This window comes from Saccharopolyspora sp. NPDC002376 (assembly GCF_053593195.1).
In genome coordinates, this window is the sequence record NZ_JBSFBZ010000011.1 from 71167 (window position 1) to 87862 (window position 16696).

The 16696-nt window shown below is 68.8% G+C and carries 15 protein-coding genes and 1 pseudogene; 4 read left to right on the forward strand and 12 right to left on the reverse strand.

Features of this window, described 5'->3' with window-relative positions; translation table 11 throughout:
* Positions 1 to 6 precede the first annotated feature (6 nt).
* The 4 genes from dapA to thyX all read right to left on the reverse strand — a co-directional run bounded on the left by dapA (position 7) and on the right by thyX (position 4127).
* Positions 7 to 939: a 4-hydroxy-tetrahydrodipicolinate synthase gene (dapA, locus tag ACWCO2_RS10715; protein ID WP_450127491.1), complete on the reverse strand. Its 933-nt coding sequence runs from the start codon at positions 937 to 939 to the stop codon at positions 7 to 9.
* Positions 940 to 1086: 147 nt separating this feature from the next.
* On the reverse strand, positions 1087 to 1713 hold the full coding sequence (locus ACWCO2_RS10720) for a TIGR03085 family metal-binding protein (RefSeq protein ID WP_450127492.1): 627 nt from the start codon (positions 1711 to 1713) through the stop codon (positions 1087 to 1089).
* Between the two features lie 68 nt (positions 1714 to 1781).
* Entirely contained in the window at positions 1782 to 3215 is a 1434-nt protein-coding gene (locus ACWCO2_RS10725) for a serine/threonine-protein kinase (protein WP_450127542.1), read from the reverse strand.
* A gap of 159 nt (positions 3216 to 3374) precedes the next feature.
* Positions 3375 to 4127 (reverse strand): FAD-dependent thymidylate synthase, encoded by a 753-nt coding sequence (thyX, locus tag ACWCO2_RS10730; RefSeq protein WP_450127493.1) that lies wholly within the window; start codon positions 4125 to 4127, stop codon positions 3375 to 3377.
* A 165-nt stretch (positions 4128 to 4292) separates the two neighbouring features.
* On the opposite strand from thyX, the gene ACWCO2_RS10735 reads away from it, so the two are divergent.
* Entirely contained in the window at positions 4293 to 4862 is a 570-nt protein-coding gene (locus ACWCO2_RS10735) for a toxin-antitoxin system HicB family antitoxin (RefSeq protein ID WP_450127494.1), read from the forward strand.
* Positions 4863 to 4877: 15 nt separating this feature from the next.
* Entirely contained in the window at positions 4878 to 5882 is a 1005-nt protein-coding gene (locus tag ACWCO2_RS10740) for a DUF4097 family beta strand repeat-containing protein (RefSeq protein WP_450127495.1), read from the forward strand.
* Between the two features lie 222 nt (positions 5883 to 6104).
* Here ACWCO2_RS10740 and ACWCO2_RS10745 read toward each other — a convergent pair whose 3' ends face one another.
* Positions 6105 to 7322, reverse strand: coding sequence for a winged helix-turn-helix domain-containing protein (locus tag ACWCO2_RS10745; protein ID WP_450127496.1), 1218 nt, complete (start codon positions 7320 to 7322; stop codon positions 6105 to 6107).
* 305 nt (positions 7323 to 7627) lie between these two features.
* Between ACWCO2_RS10745 and ACWCO2_RS10750 the strand changes: the two genes are divergently transcribed.
* Together ACWCO2_RS10750 and ACWCO2_RS10755 are read left to right on the forward strand one after the other, a co-directional pair.
* Positions 7628 to 8191: a GNAT family N-acetyltransferase gene (locus tag ACWCO2_RS10750; RefSeq protein WP_450127497.1), complete on the forward strand. Its 564-nt coding sequence runs from the start codon at positions 7628 to 7630 to the stop codon at positions 8189 to 8191.
* Positions 8192 to 8258: 67 nt separating this feature from the next.
* Complete coding sequence (locus ACWCO2_RS10755) at positions 8259 to 8750, forward strand: hypothetical protein (RefSeq protein ID WP_450127498.1); 492 nt, start codon at positions 8259 to 8261, stop codon at positions 8748 to 8750.
* 87 nt (positions 8751 to 8837) lie between these two features.
* On the opposite strand, the gene ACWCO2_RS10760 is transcribed toward ACWCO2_RS10755, so the two are convergent.
* The 7 genes and pseudogenes from ACWCO2_RS10760 to rpsO form a co-directional block, all read right to left on the reverse strand.
* A complete protein-coding gene (locus ACWCO2_RS10760) occupies positions 8838 to 9329 on the reverse strand; it encodes a DUF6239 family natural product biosynthesis protein (protein ID WP_450127499.1) in 492 nt (163 codons plus the stop codon).
* An 18-nt stretch (positions 9330 to 9347) separates the two neighbouring features.
* Positions 9348 to 10966, reverse strand: a pseudogene (locus ACWCO2_RS10765) (hypothetical protein); the annotation flags it as partial.
* A gap of 71 nt (positions 10967 to 11037) precedes the next feature.
* A complete protein-coding gene (locus tag ACWCO2_RS10770; RefSeq protein ID WP_450127500.1) occupies positions 11038 to 11517 on the reverse strand; it encodes a hypothetical protein in 480 nt (159 codons plus the stop codon).
* A 1-nt stretch (position 11518) separates the two neighbouring features.
* A complete protein-coding gene (dapB, locus tag ACWCO2_RS10775; protein WP_450127501.1) occupies positions 11519 to 12265 on the reverse strand; it encodes a 4-hydroxy-tetrahydrodipicolinate reductase in 747 nt (248 codons plus the stop codon).
* Positions 12266 to 12387: 122 nt separating this feature from the next.
* Positions 12388 to 13731 carry a M16 family metallopeptidase gene (locus tag ACWCO2_RS10780; RefSeq protein ID WP_450127502.1) on the reverse strand — a complete coding sequence of 448 codons (1344 nt, stop codon included), beginning with the start codon at positions 13729 to 13731 and terminating at the stop codon, positions 12388 to 12390.
* Between the two features lie 96 nt (positions 13732 to 13827).
* The gene (locus ACWCO2_RS10785) at positions 13828 to 16074 is read right to left on the reverse strand and encodes a polyribonucleotide nucleotidyltransferase (RefSeq protein ID WP_450127503.1); all 2247 of its coding nucleotides are present in this window, start codon (positions 16072 to 16074) and stop codon (positions 13828 to 13830) included.
* A 242-nt stretch (positions 16075 to 16316) separates the two neighbouring features.
* Positions 16317 to 16586, reverse strand: a complete 270-nt coding sequence (gene rpsO / locus ACWCO2_RS10790; RefSeq protein WP_450127504.1) for a 30S ribosomal protein S15 — start codon at positions 16584 to 16586, stop codon at positions 16317 to 16319.
* Between the last annotated feature and the right edge of the window lie 110 nt (positions 16587 to 16696).

Here is a 16696-nt window from a genome sequence, read left to right on the forward strand (position 1 = left end):
GCTGGTTCACCTCTGTGCGGCGTCCGGATTGACCAATACCAGGCCAGCATCCCACAGGTCGCTGGTGATCAACCGCACCTGTTCCTCGGTCGCGGCCGGCAGCGGCAGCCGCGGCTGACCCGTTTCGTACCCGCACAACCGCAATGCCGTCTTGGAGAAGATGACCCCGCCGACGAAGTTCATCGACCGGTACACGGGCAGCAGACCGTTGTGGATCTCACGAGCGCCCGTGACGTCACCGGCCTCGTAGGCGTCGAGCATGCTGCGCAGCCGGTCGCCCACGACGTGCCCGATCACGCTGACGAAACCGACCGCGCCAACCGACAGCCACGGCAGGTTCAGCGGGTCCTCGCCCGAGTAGTAGGCGAGGTCGGTGGCCGCCATGACCTCGCTGCCGGCCAGCAGGTCGTGCTTGGAGTCCTTGACCGCCTTGATCTGCGGGTGCTCGGCCAGCCGCTTGAGGGTGTCGACCTGGATCGGCACGACGGAGCGCGGCGGGATGTCGTAGAGCATCACCGGCAGCTCGGTGGCGTCGGCGACCGTCCAGAAGTGTTGGAACAGGCCCTCCTGCGGCGGCCGCGAGTAGTACGGCGTGACCACGAGCAGACCGTGCGCCCCGGCCTTCTCCGCGGAGCGGGCGAGCTCGACGGAGTGCTCGGTGTTGTTGGTGCCCGCACCGGCCACCACGGTCGCGCGATCCCCCACCGCCTCGACCACGGCGCGCAGCAGCTGCTCCTTCTCGTGGTCGCTGGTCGTGGGGCTCTCGCCGGTGGTGCCGTTGACGACCAACCCGTCGTTTCCGACGCTGTCCACCAAGTACGTGGCCAGCTCCTGGGCGAGTTTGAGATCGAGCTTCCCGTCCTCGTCGAACGGCGTGACCATAGCGGTCAGGACGCGGCCGAACGGGCGGCCCGGAATCGCAGTGGGGCAGGCGGTCATGCCTCCGACGCTACCTGGTGACTTCCCTGCTCAGAGCGCCTGGATCGGGATCCCGGCACATTCCGAAAACCCCTCACCTGAGCCCTTTCTCAGCCGTGCATCTTCCGGCTCAGCAGGCCTGTTACGACGGAGTTTCCGTCTCCGGGGTCAGAGGGAACGGCGCAGGTCCTGGACCGCGAGCACATCGGCCTCGTTGCCGTCGAACGTGACCTTCGCAGCACGTCGGCTGAACGCGTGCAGGACCAGCTCGCTCGGCTCACCGAGGATCCGGACCGTGCGCGGGCCGCGCTTGGCCGCGATCTCGGTGCCGTCCGGCCGACGCAGCACCACGCCCACCGGGCTGCGCCCGTAGAACATGCGCGCCATCCGACCCAGGGACTTCCACAGCGCCTCTTCGCGCTCCGACTCCGACGGCCTGGGCTGCCAGTCCGGCTGAGCGCGGCGGACGTCCTCGTGGTGCACGTAGAACTCGGCGGCGTTGACCGCCTCGTCCACGCCTGCCAGGCCCATCGGGTTCCACTTCGGCGGCCCCTGCCGCACCTGGTCGATCAGCTCCGGCCACGGCATGGCGCGCAGCTCGTCCTCGATCCGCTCGCTGCGCTCGGACAGCGACTTCAGGAACTTCCCGGCCAGCGCGTCGGGGCGACGCTCGCGCACCACCAGGTGCACGGCGAGGTCCCGAGTCGCCCACCCCTCGCAGAGCGTCGGCGCTTCCGGACCGAACTGCTCGAACAGATCGCACAACTGCTGGCGTTCATCGCTGGCGACACCCATGAGCCCACCTTAGTGCGTGTCGTTGATCCGCTTCCGGGTTTCACCGGCATGTCGTGTCGAACCGGCGCTCAGCCGGTGATGGAGGTCTGCAGCTTGTCACCGTTGGCGCTGTAGGCGGCGCAGTGGACGTCCTGGTCACCCCGGCTCTCGCCGCTGCCGGCGGTGAGCGCCCGGTCCTTCCAGCTCTGCTCGGACGGGATCAGCGCGACGAAGCGCAGCGCCGTCTGCTTGCCCGGGGTGAGGACCTTGTTCGAGCTGAAGTAGATCGAGCAGTAGCTCTCTCCGTAGCGGGCCAGCTCGTCCTCTCCCGGGTAGGGCAGGTCGTAGTCACCGGAGCCGAACACGGTGGAATCCGCGTACAGCTCGAAGTCGTGCGGATCCGTGCACGACACGCCCTCGGTGAGCCGGGCCCCGGCCGCGAGCTGGCCGGTCCCGCACTTTTTGCTGTCCATGCTGAGGACCTCGATATCGCCGCCAGCGCCGAAGGTCAGCGTCGGTTCCATCGCGACCGGATCGCTGTTGCCGACCAGCGCGAACCGGCCGACCAGCAGGCCGGCGAGGAACAGCACCAGCGCAGTGATGGCACCACCGATCAGCCACGGCTTCAGCCGCTTCTCCGGCTGCTGCGGCGACGCCATGCGAGTGGCCGGCCTCGTCTGCTCGGACGCGCCGTTGACGGGAACGCTGTCCAGCAGCGCGCGGACCTGGGGGCCGGTGAACCGCGCACGCGGGTCGTTGATCAGCAGACCGGCGATCACCGAGCCGACGACGCCATGCGGTCGGGAGAGCTGCGGGTGCTCGTTCAGCACCGCGTTCAAGGTGGCCGCGGTGGTCTGGCGCTCGAAGGGCATCCAACCCTCCACCGCGAAGAACAACGTCGCGCCCAACGACCACAGGTCGCTGGCCGGACTCGCGTCCGCGCCCTGCAACCGCTCCGGCGCCATGAACGACGGCGAGCCGACGATCGCGCCGCTGGTGGTCAGCCGCGGATCGTCGAGGGTCTGGGCGATGCCGAAGTCGGCCAGCTTGACCCGGCCGTCGGCGAACATGATGTTGCTCGGCTTGACGTCGCGGTGCACGATGCCCGCCGCGTGTGCGCTCTCCAGCGCGGAAAGCACCTGACGGGCCACGTCAGCGGCCTGATCCGGGCGCAACGGGCCATGCTGGGCGACGTGCTGGTTGAGCGTGACCGCCTGCACCAGCTCCATCACGATGTAGGTGGTGCCGGACTCGGCGAGCACGTCGTGCACCGTGACGACCGCGGGGTCGTTGAGCCGCCCCGCCGTGCGCGCCTCGCGGAGCACCCGCTCCTCGTAGACCTGGCGTTCGGCCGGCGGCACGCCGTCGGGCAGGTGCAGCTCCTTGATCGCGACCTCGCGACCGATCACCTGGTCCCAAGCCCGCCAGACGATGCCCATGCCACCGCGGCCGAGCTCCTGGATCACCTGGTACCGACCGCCGATCAGCCTGGTCTGCGCGCCCGACCCGACCTGCTCCACCACTGCGATGTCCTCCACCCGTACGCACGCGCGACTACGCAGCGCAACCCATCCGAACCCGTCGCTCATCCAATCAGATGATCGAGACGTTCAGTTGGACTGCGTAGAACCGCAACAGGTTCCACCCCGAGCCGAGACCGGCAAAAACTCGCGCCGAGGGGGTCAGCCCTCGGTGACGAGCGGGCTGGATGCGACCTCCGTGCCGTCCTTCAGTCCGGTGATCTCGAAGTCGCTGAAGACGTTCGGCGCCGCTTTCTGCAGCTGGCGCAGGCATTCCACCGCCAGGGCCCGAATCTCGACGTCGGCGTGCTCGGAGCCGCGCATCCCGATGAAGTGCCGCCAGGCGCGGTAGTTGCCGGTGACCACGACGCGGGTCTCGGTGGCGTTCGGCAGCACCGAGCGGGCGGCCTGCCGAGCCTGCTTGCGGCGCAGCGTCGCCTTCGGCTCGTCGGCGAACCGCTCCTCCAGCGCGGACAGCAACTCGTCGTAAGCCGCCGCGCTCGCCTCGGTCGCCTTGACGAACTTCTCGTGCAGCTCCGGGTCGTTCGCGATGACGTCGGGCTCCACGACCGCAGTGTCGTTCTCCGGCACGTAGCGCTGCGACAGCTGCGAGTAGGAGAAGTGGCGGTGGCGGATCAGCTCGTGGGTCAGCGAGCGCGAGATCCCGGACAGGTAGAACGACACCGTGCCGTGCTCCAGCACCGACAGGTGGCCGACGTCCAGGATGTGCTTCAGGTAGCCGGCGTTGGTGGCCGTGGCCGGGTTCGGCTTGTGCCAGGACTGGTAGCACGCCCGACCGGCGAATTCGGACAACGCCTGCCCGCCGTCGGCGTCGGTCGACCAGTCCACGTCCTCCGGTGGGAAGAACTCGGTCTTGCCGATCAGCTGCACCTTCGGCCGAACGATCTCGGTCACGACGAGCGGACCCCTTCCTTGCTCCGTCCAGCGGTTGACGACCGCCGCACGACGACGCCCCGACGTGCCCTCCGAGCCTATCCGGCGAGCCCGACGAGATCCCGTGACACCGGATGACACCATCGAGTCATTGCGTGACGTCACATCTGGTGCCATCATGGCGTCATGGATCTCAACCCTTACATCGACCAGCTTCGCGAAGACCTGACGTCCGCCGCATCCGCCGGCGACGACCAGACCCGGCAGACCGCGGCGGTGCTGTCCGGCGCGATCGAGCCAGCTGCACGGCTGGCCATCATGAACGCCCTGTCCGACCTGGCAGCGGAGGTGACGACCCAGCTCGACGGCCCGGTCGTCGACATCCGCCTGGACGGACGTGATGTCCGGGTGGTGGTCAGCGGCTCCGCCCCACCACCGGCCGTGGACGACGAAGAGGAGGAACCGCCACCCCCACCACCGAGCGGCGACAGCGGTGACATCAGCCGCATCACGCTCCGGTTGCTCGAGGAGATCAAGTCGCAGGCCGAGCAGGCCGCGTCGAGCCAGGGCGTGTCCCTGAACACCTGGGTCGCCCAGGCGGTCCAGGGTGCGCTGCACACCGGACGCCCGCGCGGCCCGTGGGACCACCCGCGGCACGGGCGCGGCGGGCGCCAGTGGGGGCCGCCCGGCGGTGGCCCGCGCGGACGCTGGCGCGGCGAACCGGGCTCGCGCATCCGCGGCTGGGTCGAAGGCTGAGAGGCGGTGCACGCGATGACGAACCACGACAGCTCCGGCACCGGCCCGGAGGAACCGCGCGGTCCCGAGGACGTCGGACCGGCCGGTGACGAGGGCTGGTCAGCAGCCGAAGAGCGGCTCGCGGAACTGGTGCGCAGCCAGGACTTCGACACCTCCGGACCGATCCGCATCGACATCGGCAACAACCTCGGCCCCGTCACCGTCGAACTGGCCGACACCGCGGCGACCTACGTCGAGGTCCGGCACGACCCGGCGGCGTCCGGACCGGACTGGCGGAGCGGGCTGACCGGCCTGCTGAACTGGGTCAGTGAGCAATTCGACACCGGGATCCGTCCCGGCGGTGATTTCCGCGGGCCGCAGGAGCCGATCGCCGAAGCCGTGCGCCGGACCCGGGTCGACCTGACCGGCAACCGACTGGCGATCCGAACCCCGACCACCTCGCCGCTGCGGAACGTGCCGCTGTCAGTGAAGGTGCGTGCCCCGCTGGACTCGGAGGTCGCGGTGCACACCAGCTCCGGCGAGGTCCGCGTGTCCGGCCCAGCGGGTCGGATCGGCGTCCAAGCCGGCTCCGGCACCGTGTCGATCGAGCAGGCCTCCGACCGAGCCACCATTCGGTCGGGCTCGGGCCAGCTCCGGCTCGGCACGATGACCGGTGGCGTGCACGCGCGCAGCGGCAGCGGTGACATCGAGATCAGTTCGCTCGAGGCACCGTCGTCGGTCGCCACGGGCAGCGGAAACGTCTGGCTCGGCGCGGTTTCCGCCGACGTGCTGGTCCGCTCCGGCAGCGGCGACCTGACGGTCGCGGACGCGACCGAAGGCCAGGTCGAACTGATCACCGGCTCCGGCGAACTGCAGGTGTCAATCCACCGCGGCACCGCCGCAGAAGTGGACCTCACCTCCTCCACCGGCAGCGCGAGCAGCGACCTGGCGGTGTCCGAACAACCTCCGGAAGAAGAACCGAAGCTCCGAATCTTCGGCCGAACAGGAACGGGTGATGCCGTGCTGACAACCGCAACCTGACGGAATCGGACGCTCGACTGCGGCGACAAAACCCTGGCGATCACCCGCGGTGTCGGTGGACCAGGCCCACCGACACGACCCGCAGCGCTCAAGCTCTAGCGCAACTCCTCAACGCGAGTCCACTGTGCACTAATGGACGTGGGTGATTCACCGGGGAGGCTGCGAAGGTTGACGACGCACCTCTGCGAGTCGGCGTGGGTGATCTCATTGGCGAGTGGCGGGCTACCGGGCAACCGCCCGGAGGGGCTTGGCCAGGTCCCCTCGGGCGCCGATGGCAACGTCGTCGAGGCCGAGCCAGGACGCCATGTCGCGGAGTGCGGCGGCGAGTTCCGGGACGACCTCGGCCAGGTTGCAGTCCGGTTCGCCGAACGCTCCCGGCACCCGCAGCACGTTTGCGGCTCGGTCGGCCTTCAGGTCGACTCGGGCCACCAGTTCACCGTTGAGCAGGAAGGGGAAGACGTAGTAGCCGTACTGCCGCTTGGGTTCCGGGACGTAGATCTCGATGCGGTAGTGGAAGTCGAACAGCCGCTGGGCCCGGGAACGCTCCCAGATCAGCGGGTCGAACGGGCACAGCAGCGCCCGGCCGACGACCTTGCGCGGAATGCGCGCCGCCGAATACCGGTACGCGGGCTGCCGCCAACCGTGCACCGAGACGGGCTCCAGCACGCCGTCCTCGACCAGCTCGGCCACCGCCTGCTTGGACTGGTCCGGGGAAAGCCGGTAGTAGTCCCGCAGATCGGTCTCGGTCGCCACGCCGAGCGCGTGCGCGGACCGCTCGACCAGCGCCCGGATCGCTTCGTCGTCCTCGGGTTCATGACCGAGCACGTCCGCGGGAAGGACACGTTCGGGCAGGTCGTAGAGGCGTTCGAAGCCGCGTCGGGTGCCGGTGGTCAGCTCCCCCATCGCGAACAGCAGCTCGCACACCCGCTTGGTGTCGGTGCGGTTCCACCAGGGACCACGACCTTGGCGCTCACCTCCGCCGAGCTCGCGCTCCAGCGCACCCGCACCGATCGGACCGAGGTCCTTGACCGCAGCCAGGACGTCGTTGACCAGCTCAGGAGAGCGTTCGAGGAGTTCCCGGCTGCGCCGCCGCCAAGCGCCGCCGTACTCGCGCATGCGCCAGCGCAACAACGGCCAGTCCTCGATCGGGATGAGCGACGCTTCGTGCGCCCAGTACTCGACGAACAGCCGGGGTTGCCGCGCTCGATGTGTCCAAGCCGCGGTGTCGACGAGCCCGGGATCGTAAGCGCCCAGTCGGCTGAACAGCGGCATGTAGTGAGCGCGGACAGCCACGTTGACCGAATCGAGCTGCAGCAGCTTCGTCCGGGACAGCGCGCGCTGGAGGTGTCGCCGGGTCACCTCACCACGCGGCGGCGGATCGGCGAACCCCTGGGAGGCCAAAGCAACTCTGCGAGCGGTGTCGCGGCTCATGGTCTGCACCCAGCCGATAGTGCCAGCAGGTCCTGACACTTGAGTTTTTCCAGGCTCGTTTTGATTAGCGGTGCAGGTAGCGGAACCTCAGCGCCCGCCTGGACTGCGGGTGCCCAGCCTCATGTATGGCCAACACGACGGCTGGGCCGTCCTCGCCAGGCGACGTCTGAGAACCCGCGGCGGCGCAAGCGCCGAGGGTGGGCTATGCGCCTGACGGCGCATGCGACGCCTTCCGCACCACAGCCCATTAAGCGTCGCGGCTGCGGTTACCGACCAGGATGAAGAAGACTCGCAGGAACCTCTAGATTGATCGCATGGCTGATGCCGAGGTGCGGGAAGCGGTGGCGTCCGATGCTGCGGAGATCGCACGCATCCAGTTGACGACCTGGCAGACCGCGTACACCGAGCTGTTGCCCGCCGAAGTGCTGGACGGCCTGGACCCAGCTGCCGCCGAGCAGGAGTGGCAGCAGGCGTTGACCGAAGGACCGGTCACCGTGCTGGTGGCCACCGAAGGTTCCTGGATCGTCGGGTTCTGCGCCGCCGGACCTGCACCGGAACCGGAGGTCGCCGCGGCTAACGGCACCGTGCCGCCCGACGCGAGCACTGTGGTGCTGGTCAGCGCACTGCTGGTGGAACCGCGCTGGGGACGTCGTGGCCACGGCGGTCGGCTGCTGGGTGAGATGGCGCAGCGGTTGGCCGTGACTGGCGCCACTCGCGGCATCGTCTGGGTTCCGGAAGCCGACACCGCTTCGATGTCCTTCTTCCGCAATGTGGGGTGGGCGCCGGACGGTACGGTACGTACGCTGGACGCCGGTGGACGCCCGCTGCGGGAGCTCCGCCTGTCCGGCCCACTGGAACCGCAGCTCAAGACTCCGTGACCACGTTCTTCAGCGTGCTCGGATCGCAGACCTTCCGTCAGCTGGTCTGAACGCGCTGGGAGCGAATGTGCTGGCCACCATCGGCTTGTTAGCCACCACCTTCGGGGTGTCGGTGGCCTCCGCGCTGATCCCGGTGATCAGCGTCGAGGTGTTCGCGATCGGCGTGGTGCTCAACGGCACGGACGTCCCTTGGTGGCTGCTGGCCACGGTGATCGCAATCGGCCAGATCGGCGGCAAGCTGCTGCACTTCTACGCCGCGCGCGGCGCAATCAAGCTGCCAGGCTTCCTCCGCAGCAAGGACGGCAGCGAAAAGCAGCCCGGGCGGTGGCGCCAATGGCTGGAGAAGTTCCGCACCAACTGCCAACAACGTCCAGTGTGGACCGCAGTAGTTCTGCTGGTCAGCGCCGCGGTGAGCGTCCCGCCGTACGCGGCGGCGGTGGTGATCGCAGGATGGGCCAAGGTTCCGCTGAGCACGTTCCTGATCACCGGCTTCGTCGGACGCTTCGTCCGCTTCGGCGCCCTGGCAATCGCCCCAGCAATGATCGCCACCTGGATCTGACCAGCCCGGAACAAGACCGTGAGTCCTTTACGCCACAAGAGACTCACGGGCCCCTACCAGGACAAACAACCGGCCCAGCGATCAGGGTCAGATCAGCCCCAACCTCTTCGGCACCCCGCTGACGGAATCGATCAGCTCGAAGATCGGCACGCCCAACGGCGCGAAGGTCCACTTGTTGTTCAGCTCGCTGGTGTCCGGCTCATCAACGATGGCCACGCCATCCTGACGAGGCGCCTCAGCGAACGCAGCCGCGGCCTCGGCGATGAGCAGCAAGGCCAGCGCGAACCCCAGGTAGGTCGCAGCCGCTCGCCAGCGCAGCGAGATCGGTACCGCGAGTGCGAGAACCGCGTGCACGACGGCGAAACCGATGTTGATGTCCAGCACGGTGGCGGAGCTCGCACTGGCCACAGCAGCAACCAGAGCCGCAGCCCAAGCCAGCCGCGACGATGCCGCCACCGACGACCGCAGCAGGCCGATACCGGCCACCAGCGCGGTGCTGGTCAGCAGCACCACCCGCAGCACCAGGCTCAAAAAATCCACATCGGACGCTGCGGCGACGTGGGAATGCGTGTGCTCCAACCTTTCTCGTGTTCGCGATCAGCCCTTGAGGTCCCCGTCGGCGAACCACGAACAGTTCCGAGTGCGGTTTGGCGTTGCCCAACTCGCCGTGCGGCCAGGACTTCCGGTTGAAGTTCACGCCCACGTCCCCGGTGACCTCGTCGCGGAAGGTGTCGTCGACCTCGACCTTCCTGTCCTTCCCGAGGTGCACGATGTTGACCTGTGGTCACCGTCCAAACCAGACCGCTCAACGAAGTAGTTCGACACCGCGAGCCGCTCCGGCTGGTCGGTTTCGCGGTAGATACCGTCCTCGCCCTGCACGAAGTCGTCGTAGGCACCCCAGTGCGGCCCCGCACCCGGCTGGCCGGAGTTGATCGGCGTCGCACCCGACAAGGTCGGGCAGTTGGACTCGGCACCGCCGTGCTCGGCTTCCTGCTTGGTGTCGATCGAGCACTGGAAGTCGGTGCCCGCGTCGACCAGCTTCGAGATGTCCAGCGTGTAGACGCCACCCGTGGTGCCGGGGTCGTCCGGACCGAACGTGCCGGGCTGGCGACCCACGATCGCGCGATACAGGAAGCCGTCGTCCGGGCTGGTCTGGATCCAGCCGCCGTTGGAGCTGCCACCGTTGCGGTCGTTGGCCTGGTCGAAGCCTGGTTCGCGGTGCCGTCGTCGGACACCTGCCGCCACTGCGGTTCAGCAGCGGTGATGTCCGGCGTGTAGAACACCGCACCGGCCTGCGCGGTCTGCGCGAAAGCGCCCTTGTGACCGGGCAGGTTGGTGACGGTCGTTTCCATCACCGCGTGGCTCTCCTGGTGCAGCGGATCGGCTTCGTCACCGCGCGGGCCGTTGGGCAGGTAGGACACCGCCTTGAGCTTCGGATGGTTGCGGTCGGAGATGTCCCAGGTCCACGCGGTGGGGCACCGCAGGTACGGCGACGGCGCCTTCACCGTGTCCAGGATGATGTTGCGCGGCTCCACGTAGTCCGCGGTGACCAGCGTGTTCAGGTCCTCTCGTGCTTTGATCCCGTGCGGTTGGCGCAGGTCGCCTGGCCGAGCCGCGGCACGTTGTCGCAGAGCTTCTCGTTGTCGCCGCCCGGTGTCGGGGCTGGGGACTGCGAGAGCACCTTGGCGTTCTCGTCGAACCGCACCACTTCACCGGGGCTTCCGGCGAAACCGTTGCCGATGTGCACCGAACCGTCGTCGTAGCGGTACGGACCGGACGCGACCGGCCCGCCCATGTACGTCGCGTACGCCGTGCCGTCCTTGAGCACCCAGTACGCGTCGGGAACGGAGCCACCGAGGGTCTGCGATGGCAGGCTGATGCCCTTGAGCTTCACGTTCGGCAGCGCGGCGGCGTCGAAGTCGTAGGTCGCCGCGCCGAAGAGCGCACTGGCGTAGATCGTGTCGCCCTTGTGCCACACGTACTGCATGTGGTGCGGCTCGTTCTCCACCAGCGGTCCGACGGTGGTGGAGAACGAGCCGTACCCGGGGGGATCCAGGAGTGGCGTCGATGACCGCGAGGAAGTCCGGCCCCGGCAGGGAATCCGCGACGTCGCCGATGTCGCCGGGCAGCGAACCGGGCAGGTCGCGGACCTTCGGCACCGCGGTGTCGGCGACGTTCTCGTCACCGGCCCACACCAGCAGCCATTCCTTGCGCTCCTGAAACATTCGGCATCCAGAAATGGAAAAGGCGCCGCAGTCGCTGCGACGCCGTTATCCACTGTGGACGATTATTTCGAGGGGTCTTCGCGTTCCATCTCGATCGCTCGGCGCATCGCCTTGCGGCCGCGGTTGCGGTCACCGGCCAGATCGTAGGCCTGCGCCAGAGCGAACCAGCGGCGCCAATCCCCCGGCTCTGCCTCGAGTTCGGCCTGTTTCTCGTCGAACCACGCGTCCGCGGCTTCCCGCTCGACGCGACCGGACGGCCGCAGCGGCAGGTGCGAGACGTCCGGCAGCGCGCCCTCGTCGTGCAGCCGCCGGGCCAGCCGCTCGGTGCTGGCGCCGAAGCGCAGCTGGTCCACCACGAGCACCGCGCCGAGCACCGGCAGCACGAAGATCGCCACGCCCAGCACGATGAACACCGGCTGCCCGCTGACGATCATCGTGATGGCGCGTTCGCCCATGATCACCAGGTAGACGAGCAGCACTGCCGCGACCACGAACGCCGAGGTCCGCGGGGTCAGCAACTTGCGCTGCTTCGACTCGGCCAACTCAGATCCCCAGCAGCGCGTCGAGCCCGACGGTCACGCCGGGCCGGTTGCCGACCTCGCGGATCGACAGCAGCACGCCCGGCATGAACGAGCGGCGGTCGTAGGAGTCGTGCCGGATCGTCAGCGTCTCGCCCTCGGTGCCGAACAGCACCTCCTGGTGCGCGACGAGACCGGTCATCCGCACCGAGTGCACGCGAACCCCGTCGACGTCGGCACCGCGGGCGCCGTCCAGCTCCTTGGTCGTCGCGTCCGGAACCTCGCCCAGCTCGGCCTCGGCGCGCGCCTGCGCGATCACCTGCGCGGTGCGCGCGGCCGTCCCGGACGGGGCGTCGGCCTTCTTCGGGTGGTGCAGCTCGACGATCTCGACGGACTCGAAGAACTTCGCGGCCAGCTCGGCGAACCGCATCGACAGCACCGCGCCGATGGCGAAGTTCGGCGCGATCAGCACCCCGACCTCCGGGCGCTCGGCCAGCCAGGACCGGATCTGCGCCAGCTCCGGCTCCCCGAGCCCGCTGGTGCCCACCACGACGTGGATGCCGTTCTCGACGCAGAACTTGACGTTGTCCAGCACCGAATCCGGGTGGGTGAGGTCGACGGCCACCTGCGCACCGGCCGTGACCAGCCCGGACAGGTCGTCCTCGCGGTTGATCGCGGCGACCAGCTCGGTGTCGGAGGCCTCGCCGACGGCGCGAACCGCCTCGGAACCCATCCTCCCGCGGGCGCCCAGCACACCGACCTTGATGCTCACGTGACGACTACCTTTCCACCCCGGCACCGAAACACCCCGAGTCTATGCGCGCACCACCGCCCCTAGCCCGGTCGGGGTACGGGTGCCAATTTCTCGCGAAATTGGCCCCCTGGGGTGACCGCTCAGACTCCGTCGGGGAGTTCTTCGAGGGTGTTGTAGGGGCCGACGACGGCTGTGGTGAGGGGGCGGCGGAGCAGTTCCGCCGCGAGCTCTGCGACATCCTCGGTGGTGACCGCGTCGATGCGCTCGAGGGTCTGCTCCACCGTGAAGTGGCGGCCGTAGTTGAGCTCGGTCTTGCCGATGCGGCTCATCCGCGCCGCGCTGTCCTCCAAGCCGAGCACCAAGCCACCGCGCAGCTGTCCGCGCCCGCGCTCCACCTCGTCCTCGGTCAGACCGTCCGCGGCGACGCCGGCGAGCACGCCCCGGATCACCCGAGCAACCTCACCGAGCCGGTCCGGCGTGCAGCCCGCATAGACCGAGAACGTGCCGGCGTCGGAGTACGCGGCGGTTGAGGAGTAGACCGAGTAAGCCAGGCCACGCCGCTCGCGGATCTCCTGGAACAGCCGCGAGCTCATGCCGCCGCCGAGCGCGGCGTTGAGCACCCCGAGCGCGAAGCGGCGCTCGTCGTAGCGGTCGAAGCTGCGGCAACCCATCAGCAGGTGCGCCTGCTCGGTGTCGTCGGGCTGCAGCACCACGCGCTTCTGCTGCGGTAACCGGGCGCGCCCGGTGCGCGGTGCTGCCGGCAGCTCCTCACCGGTCAAGCGGTCGCCGAGGGCCTTGCGGACCAGGCGCAGAACCCGACCGTGCTCGACGTTGCCGGCCGCGGCGATCACCATCTTCGGCATCGCGTAGCGGCTGCGGTAGAAGCCGTGCACCCGCGCCCGCGTCATGCCGGTGATCGATTCCTCGCTGCCCAACACCGACCGGCCGAGCGGGTGGTCGCCCAGCACCGCCGAGCTGAACAGCTCGTGCAGCAAGTCCTCGGCGTCGTCGTCGCGCATCGCGATCTCCTCGAGCACCACGCTGCGCTCGACGTCCACATCGGACTTCGCGTTCACCGCGTCGAAGACCACGTCGCAGAGCATGTCCACGGCCAACGGCAGGTCGCGGTCCAGCACGTGCGCGTAGTAGCAGGTGTGCTCCTTGGCGGTGAACGCGTTGAGCTCGCCGCCGACGCCGTCGATCTGCTGCGCGATGTCGATCGCGGTGCGCTTGGCGGTGCCCTTGAACAGCAGGTGTTCGAGGTAGTGCGCGGCACCGGCCTGCGGTTTGCCCTCGTCGCGCGAACCCACCCCGACCCAGATCCCGACCGAGGCCGAGCGGACGCCGGGCACCGGCTCGGTCACGACCCGCAATCCGCCCGGTAGCACGGTGCGCCGCACGGCGGAGTCACCGCTGCGGCCGAGAACCCGGGTGGTCCCGGGACGTTGCAGGTGGCCACCGACGATCTGCTTCTGCTGCTTCATGTCCCCACGACAGTGTTCGGGCGGATTGGTGCACTCAAACGATACGGCCCGCCCCGGACTTGCCGGGACGGGCCGTATCAAACGGTCAGTCGCAGATCACTGCTCCGACTTCTCGCCCTCCGGCTCAGCCGCGCCCTCGGACTTCTCGTCCTCGTCGTTGACCAGCACCAGGCTGATCTTGCCGCGGCTGTCGATGTCGGCGATCTCCACGCGCAGCTTGTCGCCGACGTTCACCACGTCCTCGACCTTGCCGATGCGCTTGCCGTTGCCCAGCTTGGAGATGTGCACCAGGCCGTCCTTGCCCGGCAGCAGCGAGACGAACGCGCCGAACGCCGCGGTCTTGACCACGGTGCCCAGGAAGCGCTCGCCGACCTTCGGCAGCTGCGGGTTCGCGATGGCGTTGATCTTGTCGATCGCGGCCTCCGCGGACGGGCCGTCGGCGGCACCGACGTAGATGGTGCCGTCGTCCTCGATGGTGATCTCGGCGCCGGTCTCCTCGGTGATCGAGTTGATCATCTTGCCCTTCGGGCCGATGACCTCGCCGATCTTGTCCACCGGGATGCTGACGGAGGTCACGCGCGGGGCGTGCGGGCTCATCTCGTCGGGCTTGCCGATCGCCTCGGCCATCACCTCGAGGATGGTGAACCGGGCGTCGCGGGCCTGGCCGAGCGCCTGGGCCAGCACCTCGGACGGGATGCCGTCCAGCTTGGTGTCCAGCTGCAGGGCGGTCACGAACTCCTTCGTGCCGGCGACCTTGAAGTCCATGTCACCGAAGGCGTCCTCGGCACCGAGGATGTCGGTCAGCGCCACGTAGTGGGTCTTGCCGTCGATCTCGTCGGAGACCAGACCCATGGCGATGCCGGCGACCGGCGCCTTCAGCGGCACACCCGCGTTGAGCAGGGACAGCGTCGAGGCGCAGACCGAGCCCATCGAGGTGGAGCCGTTGGAGCCCAGCGCCTCGGAGACCTGACGGATCGCGTACGGGAACTCCTCGCGCGACGGCAGCACCGGCATCAACGCGCGCTCGGCCAGCGCACCGTGGCCGATCTCGCGCCGCTTCGGGCTGCCGACCCGGCCGGTCTCACCGGTCGAGTACGGCGGGAAGTTGTAGTGGTGCATGTACCGCTTCGTCGTCTCCGGGGACAACGAGTCGATGGTCTGCTCCAGCCGCAGCATGTTCAGCGTGGAGACGCCCATGATCTGGGTCTCGCCGCGCTCGAACAGCGCCGAGCCGTGCGCCCGCGGGATCACGCCGACCTCGGCGGACAGGCTGCGGATGTCGGTCAGACCGCGGCCGTCGATGCGGACCTGGTCGCGGATGATGCGCTGGCGCACCAGCTTCTTGGTCAGCGAGCGGAAGGCAGCGCCGATCTCCTTCTCGCGACCCTCGAACTGCTCGCCCGCTCCGGTGGCGACCTTCTCCAGCACCGACGCCTTGATCTCGTCGAGCCGGGACTCCCGCTCCTGCTTGCCGGCGATCTTCAGCGCCTCGGCCAGGTCCGCGGAAACGGCCTGCTCGACGGCGGTGAAGGCGTCCTCGGCGTAGGCCGGGAACACCGGGAACTCCTGGGCGGCCTTGCCGCCGGCCTGCGCGAGCTGCTGCTGCGCCTGGCACAGGGTCCGGATGAACGGCTTGGCCGCCTCCAGACCAGCGGCGACGACCTCTTCGGTCGGAGCCTGGGCGCCCTCGCCGACCAGCTGCGCGGTCTTGTCGGTGGCCTCGGCCTCGACCATCATGATCGCGACGTCGTCACCGACGATGCGGCCCGCGACGACCATGTCGAACACGGCGCGCTCGAGCTGCTCGTGGGTCGGGAACGCAACCCACTGGCCGTCGATCAGCGCCATCCGGGTGCCGCCGATCGGGCCGGAGAACGGCAGACCGGAGGCCTGCGTGGACGCCGACGCGGCGTTGATCGCCAGCACGTCGTACAGGTCGCCCGGCGCCAGGCTCATCACGGTGACGACGACCTGGATCTCGTTGCGCAGACCGTCCACGAAGGACGGACGCAGCGGCCGGTCGATCAGCCGGCAGGTCAGGATCGCGTCGGTGGAGGGGCGGCCCTCGCGGCGGAAGAACGAGCCGGGGATGCGGCCCGCGGCGTACATCCGCTCCTCGACGTCAACGGTCAGCGGGAAGAAGTCGAAGTGTTCCTTCGGCTGCTTGGAGGCCGTGGTGGCCGACAGCAGCATGGTCTCGTCGTCGAGGTAGGCGACGACGCTGCCCGCGGCCTGCTTGGCCAGCCGTCCGGTCTCGAAGCGGACGGTGCGGGTGCCGAAGGCGCCGTTGTCCAGCACGGCGGTCGCTTCGTACACACCCTCGTCGATCTGGGGTTCGGTCAAGATGACTCCTCATCCTCACGAGGCCCACGGCAGGTGCATCCGGGTCGTGGTCCGACGAGGCCGGCCATCGATCGAAGCCCCCGGGAACGTCCTTACGACGACTTGCCCGGCAGCCACTACCGAGGACCGGCGGACGCCTGCCCAGTGCGTACCACCGTGAGCGCTCTTCTGTTGCAACGGCGCCTCAGCGCCGGTTCATGCACCGAGGGGAGCGGCCCGCTGGCCACTCCCCTCGGCGTTCGTCAACGGCGCAGGCCGAGTCGCTTGATCAGCGAACGGTAGCGCTCGATGTCCACCTTGGTCAGGTAGTTGAGCAGACGACGGCGACGACCGACCATCAGCAGCAGGCCACGACGCGAGTGGTGGTCGTGCTTGTGCTGCTTGAGGTGCTCGGTCAGACCGATGATCCGGTTGGTCAGCAGGGCCACCTGGGCCTCGGGCGAACCGGTGTCGCCGTCCTTGAGGCCGTACTCGGCCAGGATCTGCTTCTTCTCCGCAGTGGACAAAGCCACGAGTTGACTCCTTCGATGTCCCGTGTCAGCTGCACCCGGCCGATCCGGCCGGGAACGGGTCCGGCGCCCGAATCGAACACCGGGCCGGAGGCGGCCGCCACGGACTGCAG

What these genes read in the sequence shown, in the direction of transcription:
- ACWCO2_RS10735 (WP_450127494.1), top strand. Translation starts at nt 4,293, where the DNA reads ATGGATCTCAACCCTTACATCGACCAGCTTCGCGAAGACCTGACGTCC.
- ACWCO2_RS10720 (WP_450127492.1), bottom strand. Translation starts at nt 1,713, where the DNA reads ATGGGTGTCGCCAGCGATGAACGCCAGCAGTTGTGCGATCTGTTCGAG.
- ACWCO2_RS10740 (WP_450127495.1), top strand. Translation starts at nt 4,878, where the DNA reads ATGACGAACCACGACAGCTCCGGCACCGGCCCGGAGGAACCGCGCGGT.
- ACWCO2_RS10780 (WP_450127502.1), bottom strand. Translation starts at nt 13,731, where the DNA reads ATGAAGCAGCAGAAGCAGATCGTCGGTGGCCACCTGCAACGTCCCGGG.
- dapA (WP_450127491.1), bottom strand. Translation starts at nt 939, where the DNA reads ATGACCGCCTGCCCCACTGCGATTCCGGGCCGCCCGTTCGGCCGCGTC.
- ACWCO2_RS10750 (WP_450127497.1), top strand. Translation starts at nt 7,628, where the DNA reads ATGGCTGATGCCGAGGTGCGGGAAGCGGTGGCGTCCGATGCTGCGGAG.